At 59.4% G+C, this 13,530-nt stretch carries 12 protein-coding genes and 1 other RNA gene; 2 read left to right on the top strand and 11 right to left on the bottom strand.

Annotation, left to right across the window (positions count from 1 at the left end):
* Positions 1-101 precede the first annotated feature (101 nt).
* From HMPREF3056_RS03230 to HMPREF3056_RS03195, 8 genes are all read right to left on the bottom strand, one after another.
* Positions 102-857, bottom strand: coding sequence for an iron ABC transporter ATP-binding protein (locus tag HMPREF3056_RS03230; RefSeq protein WP_070754080.1), 756 nt, complete (start codon positions 855-857; stop codon positions 102-104).
* Positions 854-1,912, bottom strand: coding sequence for an iron chelate uptake ABC transporter family permease subunit (locus HMPREF3056_RS03225; RefSeq protein WP_369816106.1), 1,059 nt, complete (start codon positions 1,910-1,912; stop codon positions 854-856). The genes HMPREF3056_RS03230 and HMPREF3056_RS03225 overlap by 4 nt, the downstream gene beginning before the upstream one ends.
* Entirely contained in the window at positions 1,909-2,904 is a 996-nt protein-coding gene (locus HMPREF3056_RS03220; RefSeq protein WP_371441522.1) for an ABC transporter permease, read from the bottom strand. Before HMPREF3056_RS03220 ends, HMPREF3056_RS03225 begins: the two co-directional genes overlap by 4 nt.
* Before the next feature lie 41 nt (positions 2,905-2,945).
* Entirely contained in the window at positions 2,946-3,977 is a 1,032-nt protein-coding gene (locus tag HMPREF3056_RS03215; RefSeq protein ID WP_070444168.1) for a siderophore ABC transporter substrate-binding protein, read from the bottom strand.
* A 154-nt stretch (positions 3,978-4,131) separates the two neighbouring features.
* Entirely contained in the window at positions 4,132-5,508 is a 1,377-nt protein-coding gene (locus tag HMPREF3056_RS03210; protein WP_070754078.1) for a M20 family metallopeptidase, read from the bottom strand.
* A gap of 4 nt (positions 5,509-5,512) precedes the next feature.
* Entirely contained in the window at positions 5,513-7,183 is a 1,671-nt protein-coding gene (locus HMPREF3056_RS03205) for an AbgT family transporter (protein WP_070754077.1), read from the bottom strand.
* 299 nt (positions 7,184-7,482) lie between these two features.
* Positions 7,483-7,956 carry a GNAT family N-acetyltransferase gene (locus HMPREF3056_RS03200; protein ID WP_210401771.1) on the bottom strand — a complete coding sequence of 158 codons (474 nt, stop codon included), beginning with the start codon at positions 7,954-7,956 and terminating at the stop codon, positions 7,483-7,485.
* A 158-nt stretch (positions 7,957-8,114) separates the two neighbouring features.
* Positions 8,115-8,801, bottom strand: coding sequence for a DJ-1/PfpI family protein (locus HMPREF3056_RS03195; protein WP_070754075.1), 687 nt, complete (start codon positions 8,799-8,801; stop codon positions 8,115-8,117).
* Positions 8,802-9,668: 867 nt separating this feature from the next.
* Between HMPREF3056_RS03195 and HMPREF3056_RS03185 the strand changes: the two genes are divergently transcribed.
* Complete coding sequence (locus HMPREF3056_RS03185) at positions 9,669-10,736, top strand: LLM class flavin-dependent oxidoreductase (RefSeq protein ID WP_046647500.1); 1,068 nt, start codon at positions 9,669-9,671, stop codon at positions 10,734-10,736.
* A gap of 59 nt (positions 10,737-10,795) precedes the next feature.
* On the opposite strand, the gene ssrA is transcribed toward HMPREF3056_RS03185, so the two are convergent.
* Positions 10,796-11,175: a transfer-messenger RNA gene (gene ssrA, locus HMPREF3056_RS03180) on the bottom strand.
* 211 nt (positions 11,176-11,386) lie between these two features.
* Between ssrA and HMPREF3056_RS03175 the strand changes: the two genes are divergently transcribed.
* Complete coding sequence (locus tag HMPREF3056_RS03175; protein ID WP_070754074.1) at positions 11,387-12,658, top strand: SLC5/6 family protein; 1,272 nt, start codon at positions 11,387-11,389, stop codon at positions 12,656-12,658.
* On the opposite strand, the gene HMPREF3056_RS03170 is transcribed toward HMPREF3056_RS03175, so the two are convergent.
* Both HMPREF3056_RS03170 and smpB read right to left on the bottom strand, forming a co-directional pair.
* Positions 12,655-13,011, bottom strand: a complete 357-nt coding sequence (locus HMPREF3056_RS03170; RefSeq protein WP_070754073.1) for a DUF488 domain-containing protein — start codon at positions 13,009-13,011, stop codon at positions 12,655-12,657. The genes HMPREF3056_RS03175 and HMPREF3056_RS03170 overlap by 4 nt on opposite strands.
* 10 nt (positions 13,012-13,021) lie before the next feature.
* Positions 13,022-13,525, bottom strand: coding sequence for an SsrA-binding protein SmpB (gene smpB, locus HMPREF3056_RS03165; RefSeq protein ID WP_046647497.1), 504 nt, complete (start codon positions 13,523-13,525; stop codon positions 13,022-13,024).
* Positions 13,526-13,530: the final 5 nt, after the last annotated feature.

The following is a 13,530-nucleotide window of genomic DNA, read 5'->3' as shown; positions in this document are numbered from 1 at the left end:
CACACCCCCAACAAACAACAAATCCCCAGGAAGACGCATCTTTTGATGCTCGTCCTGGGGCAGTTCTCTGGCTATCGGGCAGTCCACCTGAATGCTAATAGCTAGTGGTAACAGGCCAACAGCCCGTCCGGGCCATCGATAACAGTGATGGGGGTTTCAAAGATGGGCGTGAGAATCTCATCGCGCATGATCTCCTCCGGACTGCCGAAAGAAACGATGCTTCCATCCTTGGCCGCACAAATATGGTCGGCATAACGAGCAGCGAAGTTGATGTCATGGAGGACGATGATGATCGTCCGGCCAAATTCCTTAGCGGCCTTTCGCAGGTGCTTCATCATCTCCACGGAGTGTGAGATGTCGAGGTTGTTGAGGGGCTCGTCGAGAAGCACGTAGTCCGTCTCCTGGCAGAGCACCATCGCCACGTAGGCGCGCTGGCGCTGGCCGCCGGAGAGCTCGTCAAGGTAACGGCTCTCCAATTCACGCAAGTGGAAGAAATCAATGTAGCGCGAGACTATCTCTTCATCTTCCGCAGTCAGACGCCCCTTCGAGTAAGGGAAACGGCCGAAGCTCACCAGCTGGCGCACGGTCAGCTTGGTAATGAAGTGGTTCTCCTGACGCAGGATGGAAAGGATCTTCGCCAAGTCCTGCGATTTCGTGGAGGACACGTCGTAACCGGCGACCTCGATGGTGCCCTCGTCGACGTCGAGAAGCCGGCCGATCATCGTCAGCATCGTGGACTTGCCCGCACCATTCGGCCCAATCAGTGCGGTAATACCGCCGGAGGGGATCTCCAGATCGATGGGGCCGATGTTGGTCTCACCGGAGTAGGACTTGGACACTTTGGATAGCTTGATCACAGCTTGCCCTTTCGCAGAATGACCAGAAGGAAGACGCTGCCGCCCACTAGCTCAATAATGATGGAGACCACGCCCTGCGCGTAGAAGACGTGCTGCATCAGGAAGTATGCACCGGTGAGAACGGCAAAGGCTGTGGCAACCGCCATCGGAAAGAGGAAGCGGTGGTCGTAGGTCTCCGCCGCCTGGTAGGCCAGGGTTGCAACAAGGAAGCCGAGGAAGGTCATGGGCCCTACAAGCGCGGTGCTTGTCGCCATAAGAATGGAGACCAAAATCAGCGTGTAGATTGCATTGACCTTGTGGTTAACACCAAGGTTCGTCGCGGCATCGCGTCCTAGCGCAAGCACGTTAAGCTGCCGGGAGTTCAGGTACATCAGCAGCGTCACCACGAGGACCAACGGTACCGCGATGGGATAGTACTCGCTCTCCGCGTTGTTTACGGAACCAAAGAGCCGCGCGGTGAGCACGTCGAATTCACTGGGTGTGAGCATGCGCTGCATAAACGTCGAGAGCGAACCCAGGCCACCACCGATAATGATGCCCACGAGCAGCATCGCATGCATATTGTTGCGGCGGCTGGTCAGCAGCCACGAGTACAGCAAGAGCGACAGACCCACCATGAGTACAAGCTGAAGAAGGAAGGTCCCCATGTTGCGGGCCTGAGTAAGGCCGGAGGCGCCAAGGAAAAAGATCGTGGCTGTATTAATCGCGACGTACAGGGATTCAAACCCCATGATGGAGGGAGTAAGGATCCGGTTGTTCGTCACCGTATGGAAAGCCACCGTGGCCACGGCCTGGCATACGGCGACGATGGCCATGGCCGTTACTGCATCAGCGCGGCGACGCGCGATCAACCACCACTTGCGAGTACCAAAATCCATGGGGTTGTCATAGGCCAAGAGCCCGAAGGCGAAAACCAGCCCGGCAACGATCAAGGCTGCAAGGATGATCCAGTACTTTCGCGCCGCAGCAGCAGACTGGAAGCTGCCCACGTTTCGCCGGGCACGTGACGTTTGCACAGGTTCCTTCGTCTTAGGGATAGAGATACGTACGCTCACTTGGTCGACCTCACGATCAAGACGACGAACACGATAGCACCCACAATGCCCAGGATGACTGATACGGGCATTTCAAACGGGGAAATAATGGTGCGGCCGATGAGGTCGCATAAGGTCACCGTGGCGATACCGAGCAGGCAGACCCACGGGAGGTTAGAGCGCAGGTCGTCGCCGCGCATCATGCTCACTACGTTGGGAACGATGAGCCCAAGGAACGGCAATGCGCCGACAACGACGGTGACTACACCCGTCGCCACCGCGATGAGCCCAGTGCCCAGCAGAATCATCCGCTGGTAGTTCAACCCAATATTGGTGGCGATATCCTCACCCAGCCCAGCGACGGTGAGCTTGTCAGCGTAGAAATACACCGCCATCAGAACCAGCAGGACGATCCACAGGACCTCGTATTGCCCCTCATAGACAGAGGTAAAGGATCCCATGAACCAGATTCCGAGCTGCTGCAAGGTATCCGTGGCTAGCGCCACATAGGAGGATACGGCACTAACGACAGCGCCCAGCATGATGCCGATGATCGGCACGATGAGTGAGGAGCGCAACGCCACGCGGCGAAGGAAAGCGAAGAAGACCATGGTTCCCACAAACGCGAAGGAAACCGAAATGACCATTTTCACCAGCACGGATGAGTGCGGGAAAAGGATAAGCGAAAAGAGCAGGCCCAATCCGGCCCACTCGGTGGTTCCCGTCGTCGTGGGTTCCACGAAACGGTTTTGGGTCAGCAGCTGCATGACCAAACCGCTCATCGCCATCGCAGCGCCCGCCAAGACGAGCGCCACGGTTCGCGGTATGCGGGTGGTGAAGAACATGGACCAGCCGTCCTCATTATCGAGGATGCTGTACTCCCCCACCATGAGGGAAAGGAGGAGCAGCGCGATGACGCCGAGCACGCCGAGGCCTAGCTTCCAGGTCAGCACAGGTCCGCGGGAGTTACGCGGGCTGACAGCTGAGTGCTCTGCCGCAGCGCTGCTCTTCACCGTCACGGTTTAGTCTCCTCCTTGGCTGCCGAGAGAGTTGTTTAGGCGTTGGCCTTCTCGAAGGCGTCGGCAAGCGCGTTCAAGATCTCGGTGTAGGTAATGATGGACTCATCAATGTAGGTGTCATTCGGCGCCACGTAAACGTTGCCTTCCTTCACAGCGGTAACGTTCTTGAGCGCCGCGTTGTCCTTGACCAGCTTCTCGCCCGGCGTGACATCCTGGCCTTCCTTGGAGATAGCGGAATCACGGTCCATGACGAGGATCCAATCCGGGTTGGATTCGGCAATGGCCTCAACGGAGATATCGTCACCCTCGTGGTCATCGGAGGCGTTGGAGACCTCCAGGGCCGGGGTCAGGCCAAGCAGCTCAAAGACCGGGCCATACACGCGCCCGATACCGGGAGCGATGTAGCCGATTTCACCGCCGGAGGTGTTCACAGCCATGACCTTCTGCTCTGGGTTGTAGGCCTTCTTAGCGCGCTCAGCAGCGGCGTCGAAATCCTCGATGAGCTTCGCAGCATCCTCTTCGTGGCCGAAAACCTGGCCCAGGGCCTCAGTGTGGCGCTTGAGTTCGTCGAAAAAGTCTTCGTCATCGCGCGGCTCGAAGTCAAGCACCGGGACATCCTCGAGCAGCTTCTCAATGTCCTCTTGGTGCTGTTCGAAGCGCTGGCCGTTCCACACGACGTCCGGCTCTGCAGCTACCAGACCTTCAAGGTCCGGCTCCTTGTGGGAGCCCAGATCAACCTCGACCGTGTCCTTGTTGTAGGTGTCTCGCAGCGACTTCGGTACCAGCCTCAGCGGTGCAGCAGCAAGGTCAATATCCCACTGCGCCAGGATAGAGAAGGCGCGGTTATCCGTCACCGCGGGGTTCTCCACCGGGAGGGTGACTTCCTTCGAGCCGAAGTTATCCTCCAGGGTGATGGTGGAGGCGCCTGCCGCCGCGGATTCGGTCGGCTCAGCGGTCTCCTCAGACTGGCTGGAAGAGCAGCCGGTGAGAGCAAGCGCTGCGACCGAGAGAGTTGCGGCAACTTTGGCGGCGGTCGTGCGCGAGGCACGGCGAGAAAGGTTAAACATAGCTTCCTTGCATATTAGGTGTGGCTAACCACAGTTGGCAAATAAGGACAGCGCCTAACCTAACTCAAGTAAGGCTTACCCTTCAAGAACACTCATGTTTCCTAATTCATGACGGGGGTAGCAGACCTCCGCACGATAGCCCGTGACATGCCTTTTAGAAAAAAATGTTTACGCTTAGCCTTCCCCCCTTCTTCGCGATGAGATCACTCACCGACACTGGCCCTTCCCTATCAAAATCCTCCCGCGCCGCGTGGCGGAAATTCGGATCCGCCAAGAAATCGAGGGCAACCTGTGCCAAACCCGCCGCCGAATCAACGGCCGCATCTACCGCCTGCGGCGTGGCAGCCCAGCGCGCAAAGTCCTCCGTGTGCAGGGCCACGTCAGTTGGCGATACCTTCACCATTGGATGCAGGCCGGGCACGAGATGAGAGACATTGCCAAAGTCAGTCGAGGCGGCCACTGTATCCGGCACCGTCCCAGCGGGCAGCGCGGTGCGTCCGCGGCGCGCCTGCGTGGCCGACCACCGATCCACCAGCGCCGCATTATTGCGCACGGGCAGGGTCATCGGGTGCTCATCCCAGTCGACTTCCACCTCGATACCTGCCATGAGTGCCGCGCCCCGGACGATGTCTTCCACCCTGGCGGACAGATCCATGAGTGTGCGCGTTCCTAACGAGCGCACGTAAATGGTCATTTCCGCCTCGCTCGGAATGATCGAAGGGCGATCGCCACCACTCATGATGGCGTGCACGCGATCCGATGGCGGCATTTGCTGGCGCATAAGCCCAATCCCCTGGTAGGCCAGGCTCGCAGCGTCAAGGGCGTTGCGCCCCATGAAAGGCTGGGAGCTGGCATGAGCGGCTACGCCGCGAAAACGAACGCGCAGAATGCGGCGGCCCACCCAGGCATGCGCACCGATGTCATAGCCAAAGCCATGGATCATCACCGCGGCATCGACCCCTTCGAGGCTGCCGCCGCGGATCATGTATTCCTTGCCGGAATGCCCCTCCTCCGCTGGGGTCCCCTGGAGGAGGATGCGACCGGACATAGGAGGGGCGGCGTCCAGCACGGCAGTAGCCGCCAAGAATCCAGTAACGCCCGCTGCGGCGATGACGTTATGCCCGCACGCGTGCCCGATCTGAGGCAGGGCATCGTATTCCGCCAGGATGGCCACAGTGGGATGCCGTTCAGGGTCGAAATCTGCACTCTGCCAGGAAGCTTCAAACGTGGTCTCCACGCCGTAGACCCCGCGGCACGTGGAGAAGCCATGCTCTTCAACGATGTCCGCGAGCACCGCCATGGAACGATGTTCTTCGAAGGCCGTTTCAGGGTGAGCGTGCAGGTCCGCGACGATGTGCGCGGCCTTCTCCCGCAAGGCCTCAGCCCGCGCGGCCGCCGCATCCCAGAGCTTCGCTTGGCCTGGGTAGTCCTCTCCCTGTTTTTCCGGTGGTGCTGCGGACGCCACGCGCTTGGCGACGCCCTCCTCCATCGCTTCCAAATACGCTGTCGATGGATTGTTGCGTTGATTCATGCGCTTAACCAATCATGACGTTGTTGCCCGGTCCCAGCGGAAGGTCCACGTAGAACCAGATGGCCAGCAAGATCGCCCAAGCCGTAAAGAACGGCACCACGAAGGGCACGAGGCGTGACATCAGGGTTCCCAGGCCCGCCTCGCGTTCATAACGCTGGAGGAAGCCAAGCATGACAATCATGTACGGGTTCAGCGGGGTGATGATCTGGGTTGCGGAATCGCCCACGCGGAATGCGCCCTGAATAAACGCCGGCTCATAGCCCAGCAGGGCAAACATGGGAACGAAGACCGCCGCCATGAGAGTCCACATCGAGGATCCGGAAATAATCAGCAGGTTAAGGCAAGATGCGAGTGCAATGAAGGCGAAGATGGCTGGGAAACCAGTGAGCCCGATGGATTCAAGGAAAGCCGCGCCCTTCACTGCAGTGAAGGTGCCGATACCGGTCCAAGAGAACAGTGCCACGAATTGGCCCAGGATGAACGCCAAGATGAGGAAGCTCATCATGTCCTTGAGCGCGCCGATCATCATGTTCACAACATCGGTGATTCCCTTGACCGTGCCGACAACCTTGCCGTAGACCACGCCGAGGACCAAGAAATAGGCGAAGACGATAAAGACGATGGAGTTCAGCAGCGGGGACTTGGGCAAGAAGCCGCCTTCTTCATTGCGCCACGGCGATTCTGGCAGAAGAACTGCGAAGAGAATGATGGCGGTGAGGATGACCGTGGCCACACCGGACCAGATGAGGCCCTTGGACTCGGCTGGGCGCAGCTCAGCGGTGAGCTCCTCGCCGTTCTCGTCGCGGTCGCCGCGCTCGGCGGCATCCTCGGGGTCGATGTCTTCTTCGGTGGGGACTTCCTGCTTCCACATGCGCGGCTCGATGACCTTATCGATGATGAAGCCGGCCAGCACACCGAGCACGATGGAAGAAGCCACGTTGAAGTAGTAGTTCGACATCGCATTAACGGGTGCGAACTCGGTATTTGGCAGAGTCTCCATGACTGCGGTCGTAATACCGGCAAAGAGCGCATCCAGGGAGGTGGGCACCAAGGCAGTGGAATAGCCAGCACCCACGGCGGCGAAGCCACCAATCAGGCCCGCGACAGGATGACGGCCCGCGGCCTTAAAGACCATCGCGGCCAGCGGCGGGACGATAACGAAGGCTGCGTCCGCCATAACGGAGGCGGTCACGCCGATAACGCCGACGGCGTACGGAAGCAGCCAGGGCTTGGCGGAACCGAAGAGCTTGCGGATCAGCGCCGAGAGCATGCCGGAACGCTCCGCCACACCCACCGCCAGCATAATGGGCAGCACCGTTACCAGTGGCGGGAAGTTGATGTAGTTCTCACCCATTGTCGTGGTGAACCACGTCAGCCCCTCACCGGTGAAGAGACCCTTGACCGGCTGGATTTCATCCGATCCGGGAATCTTAATCTCCACGCCCATCTTGGCCATGATGGTGGAGAGAACGCCTGTGATCAGGAAAAGAATCAGGAAGATGGTGAAGGGTTCCGGCAGCTTGTTGCCGATGTACTCGACTCCGTTGAGGAATTTATCCAGCATTCCCCCGCCGGACTGTTGGCTCGATTTTTGCTCGGCCTTGGCGGGATTTGCTTTCGACTTCTCCGTGGTGCCGGCGCCGCCTTGTGGCGCAGCATTGGATGGGCTGTTCATGGGTACTCCTGTCGTAGGGGTCAGTCCCAGTGCTCCACGTCACACTGTTGGGGAAAGACTACCACGGGAATGTAACTTGGGTAACAAATATTTTCCTTCTTCGTCACATTTTCCCGGCCAGCCCTACTCCGCTTTCGCCCCGCGCCCCTACACCCCTCACGGGATTCTCATTACGCTCACTGCAAATAGTGCCCCAAAATCGACCGTTTTTAGCACCTTATCTACCGTGAACGACACTGAGAGGTGTCCATTAGCCCTGAGTTGGCAATGATGCTCGCTTTTCACGATTTCGTTGGAGACTATCTGCGCTCCCAACGGACTTCGCCGTCAACGACCTGTGCCGTGGGGCTCATCCCTGCATAGGCAGCGACATGCTGTGAGGCTAAATGCTCGGGATGGATATGAGCGATGAGATGCGTAATGCATCGCTCCGCAAGATAAGCGCTAAGCAGTTTCACGGCTTCCTTGGCGTATCCATGCCCTTGCCACTGTTTCCCAATCACCCATGCGATCTCCGTCGGATCACCACTGCGAGGCACAGTCGCCTGGACGTAACCTATCGGTTGCTTACTCGAACCGAGGGTGACGATGAGATTGATCCATTCTTCGGTACCGTCGCTCGAGCCGCCTCGGGTTTGGAACGCGTACCGTCGCGCAAGCTCATCAGCAGAAGGCGGCTCACCACCCGTAAACGTGTACAGGGCACGGCTGGAAAGCACAGTAGCCATCTCGGTAGCATCCTCGACACGAAGCGGCCTTAAGTCGATAGGCATCTTTATCGCCATAGTTCACCACGCAAGATTTGATCAGTCACTAGAACATTAACGCTTCTGCTGACGACGAAGTTCCGAGTGCCCTCTCACCAAGAGCGCTTTTCACCCATCGCTACACTCACGGTAAATAGTGGCCCAAAATCGACCGTTTTAGCACCTTATCTACCGTGAGCGTCGTCAGATTGCCCGAATGTTACGTCCCCACGCTCAGCTTCGTCACCGCTCGAGGGCACCAGCCCATAAAGCCGGGCGAAAGGATCCCACTCGCAATCGCGATGCGGCTCGTATTCCGCAAAGTTGGCAGCGTCGATGGCAACAGCTTCGGAGCTGAGGTACTCAATGAGCGCGACCGTCATATCCATCCCCGCCGCCACGCCTGAGGAAGTCCACCGATTACGGTCCCGCACCCACCGCGCCTTGGGCTTCCAAGTCACGGACTCCCCGAAGGAGCTCGCCCACGCAAACGCACGCTTATTGCTTGTTGCGGCGTAGCCCTCCAAGAGCCCCGCCGCCGCCAGGACCGCAGAACCCGTGCACACGGAGGCAACCCACGGTGCTTGTGCGCCCACCTCACGAAGCCACGCCAGAAAAGATACGTCTTCCACGAGCCGCCGGGTTCCTTTGCCGCCCGGGACGAGGAGGGCGTCGGTCGGCTCAATCTGGGCATAAGAAATCGTCGGAACCACTTCTACGCCCTGCGAGCTGGCAACTGGTTTGCCATCCGGCCCGGCGAAAACCACGGTGACCTCAGGGACGGCTTGAAGCAGTTGGACGGGCCCGAAGACGTCGAGAAGCTCAAAGCCCTCAAACAAGACGACTGCAATGCGGAGAGGTTCGGTATCCATGCGGCCATCCTAAAGCAGGCCGCAACGCCGCCGATTTTGACCTATCTCTCCCGAGCATCCGTAAGCACACGAAGTTGAAGCAAGACCGGATACAGGTGACCCACAACGCCGATAACAAGAAGAACTGCAGCCGCTAACCATCCGCCTGCCGCAGCGCACCATCCAGCGCTACATATATGGAGCAGCAATCCCCATACATGCCCAGCTGCCGACGCTCGCACCGGCCGAAGGGGGTTCGCCCCTTCACGCTTGGCGGACTCTTCTCTGCGCATCGCCAAAATCATGCCGTTCCATCCGATTCGCGTGAGCACAGCATTAAATAGCTCGACACCCCACCGACGGCTAGCAACGCGAGAAAAAGACACACGCCGCCACATCGAAACCGGAATATGGCGCTCCAGAGAATCTCCAACAAAGGGTGCGAGCCCGAACCCCAACAGAATAGCTGTAACTACGAACCCCTCGGAGTTCGCACCAGTTTCATTCGCCACGATATTCAGCCCTAGCACGGCCGCGATAGCCCCAGCGAAAGCGATCACTTCTACCCCCTTAGGGAACTCAAGAAAGCCTGCAAGCGGTTTCACGCATCTTCCCCTATTCAGAACCCCCTAGCGTTTCCCGCCAGACAGCTGTTACGCCAGTTTAGCGGCCCAGCGGGTTACCCCGCCTGGGCTTCTCCGTGCGCAGTCTGCACAGGATCCCTAACCGGCCCTCCGGCTCGGACAATCCCCTGAGCATGCGCGGTTGTATGCTTGACTAGAAGTTTTTCACTTAAGGTTTGAAGCGGAGCCTGCCTTAGGCCGTGACAATCTTCGAGCGAGACACTAATCTCGTTGTTGATACGTCATCAATAGGAGCATTTAACCAATGAAAGCATTCGGATTCTTAAGCTTCGGACACTACGCATTCGGCGGCCAGCGCGGACCGTCCGCCGAAAAAGTCGCGAAGATCCACCTGGACATCGCCCAGGCTGCAGATGAGATCGGCGTGAACAACGCGTCTTTCCGCGTCCACCACTTCGTACCGCAAGCCTCAGCCCCAATGCCGCTACTCGGCGCAGTCGCCGCCACCACCAAGAACATCGAGGTGGGCACCGGCGTGATCGACATGCGCTACGAAAACCCGCTCTACCTCGCCGAAGAGGCCGCCTCCCTCTACCAGCTCTCCGGCGGCCGCGTGGCCTTGGGCGTCTCGCGCGGTGCCCCGGAGGTTGCCGAGCGCGGCTGGGGGGCTTTCGGCTACAAGGGCGAAGCCCCCAACGGCGCGGACGTGGCACGCGCCCACCTCGAGGCGTTCATGGCCGCGGTAGACGGCAACGGGTTTGCCACCGCTGCACCTCTGGACCGCCAGTACCCGAATATGTTCCAACCCGGCTCCGCTCTCCCGGTCTTCCCCATGGCACCGGAGCTGCGCAAACACATCTTCTACGGTTCAGGCACTCACACGTCGGCAGAGCAGACCGCCAAGGACGGACTAAACCTGATGTCTTCCTCCCTGGTTTCCGAGACCACCGCCGCAACCTTGGGCGAGATCCAGGCGGACCAGATCAGCCGCTACCGGGCCGCATGGAAGGAAGCGGGCCACGACTGGACCCCGCGCGTGTCCGTTTCCCGCTCCATCTTCCCCATCGTGGACGGCGCCGACATGCAACGCTTCGGCATGCAGGCTTCCGGCTCCGACCAGGTAGGCGTGCTGCCCGACGCCGGCGCTTCCACCTTCGGCCGCACCTATGCCGCCGAGCCTGACAAGCTCATCGAGCAGCTCAAGGCCGACCCGGCGGTAATGTCCGCCGACACCCTGCTCATCACCATCCCAACCGGCATGGGCGTGGACGTCAACGTGAAGATTCTGGAAAACTTCGCCACACATGTCGCCCCTGCACTGGGCTGGCAACCCAACACTGAGGGCCCGGTCACCGGTTACCCGATCGACTAATCCGCCCCCTTCACACAAGGAACCCGCTGGCCGTTATGACCAGCGGGTTTCTTGCTATTCAGTGGAGCCGCCGGGAATTGAACCCGGGTCCTTCGTCACCTCGCCAGGGCTTCTCCGTGCGCAGTCTGCACAGGATCTCTACTCGGCCCTCCGGCTCGGGCAAACTCGCTCCGGATGATGGGCCCAGTTGCTCTAGAAGTCCCCAACCGGCCGAACAACAAACCGGTCAGGCAAGTTCCCTAGTCGATGCCAGGATCTAGGTCAGGAACCAAACCTAGGCTGACAGACACGCGTCGCTGTAATTAGGCAGCGAGGGCGTAGTCACGCTGAGAGTTCTTCTCTGCGTTTATTGGTCGCTACGACGCTTAACGGTGGTCTCTAGCCTGCACCGGCACGCTTCCCCTGGCTCAATGTACGAAGTCGAAACCAAGTCGACCCCTCAATTACACATTGCTGTGAAAGCTGCGCAGAACGCATCTTTATGCGTCCTACGGTTCGTTCAACGCTACTGCACCCGCCCCTATTCCCGCAAGCTCCGCCGCAGGCCACGTGAGGCATAGCTTTCATAAGCACCCCCTTGTGATTAACATCTACTTAAACGCTGTTAAGGTGTGTGAGTCCTATCCCCGTACTTTGTTAAAGGCTGCAAAGTGAGCACACATACCGAAACCACTAGCTCCCCGGAAGACGCTAAACGTCCAGTCAGCAACACCGAATGGGCCATCTCGCTCTTCGGCACCGCCGTGGGCGCCGGCATTTTGTTCCTCCCCATCAACGCCGGCAGCTTCGGCTTCTGGCCCCTCCTCGTGGCCACCCTTCTCATCGGCCCGATGACATACTTCTCCCACCGCGGACTCGCCCGCATGATTTGCGCATCACCGCGCCAAGGTGAGGACATCACCGCCGTGGTGACCGACTACTTCGGCAAACGCGCAGGGTTTGTCATCTCGGTGGTCTATTTCTGCGCCATCTTCCCCATCGTCCTCATTTATGGCGTGTCGATTACCAACACGGTCAACAGCTTCATCGTCAACCAACTGAACGGGCCCACGTTTCCGCGCCCGCTCCTCGCGTTCGTTCTCGTGGGCTTTATGACCATCGTCTTCGCCTTTGGTCAACGCATCGTGCTCGCCGTGACGCAGTTTCTGGTGTATCCGCTGATCTTCTGTCTGGGCGCACTGTCCATCTACCTCATCCCGCGCTGGGATATCGCCTCCTTCATGGAGGTAGGCAACAATGATTGGCGCGTTGTTGGCGCTGTCGCCCTCATCATCCCCGTGCTGGTCTTCTCCTTCAACCACTCCCCCGCTATTTCCCAGTTCTCCTTGGCCATGGTTGCCGCGCACGGCCGCGAAAAGAGCTCCGAGAACGCCTCGCGCGCGCTGGCGCTGACCGCCATTCTGCTCACCGTGTTCACCATGTTCTTCGTGTGGTCCTGCACCCTGACCCTCGGCGCGGATGGTCTCACCGAAGCCCGCGAACAGAACTTGCCGGTTCTGTCCTACCTGGCGAACGTCACCGGTGTTCCGGTCTTGGCTTTCCTCTCCCCCATCATCGCGATGATCGCCATCATCTCTTCCTACTTCGGCCACGTGCTGGGCGCTACCGAGGGCGGTAACTTCCTGCTGCGCAGCGCCGCTCCGCGCGCCACAGCGAAGCTGTCGGAGAAGCAGCTCAACTCCGTCATGCACGGCATCATCTTCGTCTGCGCGTGGATCGTCGCGATCATTGATCCGTCAATCCTGGGCCTCATCGAGGCCATCGGCGGCCCCTTCATCGCCTCTATCCTCTACCTGCTGCCGATGTATGCCATCCACCGCATCGATGCCCTCAAGCAATTCCGCGGCCGCCCCAGCAACGTTTTCGTTGTCGTCACCGGCCTCATCGCCGTGGGCGCCACCATCTGGGGACTATTCGTCTAGCTTTCCTCTAACCACGCCTTCAACACAGTGGCGTGGTTGATCTCGCGGTCCTTGGCGGCGAAGAGAAGGGTGACGTCGCCAGCCGCAGCAAGCTGGCGTAGTTGCTCCAGCTCTTCGCCGTCGTTCTCGTCGAGCTCCGCACGGTAGCGCCGGGCAAATTCCTCGAAGGTGTCCGCATCGTGCCCCCACCACTTACGCAACCCTGGACTGGGCGCGACATCCTTGAACCAGTGCTCATACGAGAGACGTTCCTTGGCCACGCCACGGGGCCAGAGCTTATCGACGAGCACCGCCACCCCGCGCGGCTTTTCATCACCCCGAATAACGTCATGAACCTTGGCCGTATAAATCATGGCTCCCAGGTTAGGCGTTGATCCCCTTTACGCGGCGACCCAGCTCGCGGGTGATGTCGCGGTCCTGATCGCGGCGCTTGATTGCTTCGCGCTTGTCATAGTCCTGCTTACCCTTGGCCAAACCGAGCTCGCACTTGGCGCGGCCATTCTTCAGGTACACCTTGAGCGGAATCAGCGTCTTATTGCCATCGCGCACCTGGCCCATGAGCTTGTCAATCTCCCGGCGGTGCAGCAGCAGCTTACGCGTGCGCTTGGGTGAGTGATTGGTCCACGTACCCTGGGAATACTCCGGGATGTGGAGGTTGCGGATGTAGACCTCGCCGTCGTCGATGGTGGCGAAGGCATCTGCCAACGAGATCTTACCTTCGCGCATCGACTTAATTTCGGTGCCCACGAGCACCATGCCGCATTCTAGGGTGTCGAGAATGGTGTAGTCGTGGCGGGCACGTCGGTTGGTGGCCAAGGTCGAGTTATTGTCGACGGCCGCCTTTTTCTTCTTTGCCTTCTTCGCCATAGTTC

Origin of the sequence: Corynebacterium sp. HMSC056F09, assembly GCF_001815785.1 — a bacterium.
GTDB lineage: Bacteria > Actinomycetota > Actinomycetes > Mycobacteriales > Mycobacteriaceae > Corynebacterium > Corynebacterium hiratae.
The sequence above is the reverse complement of the archived record's forward strand: the minus strand, read 5'-3'. Positions and strand labels throughout refer to the sequence as shown.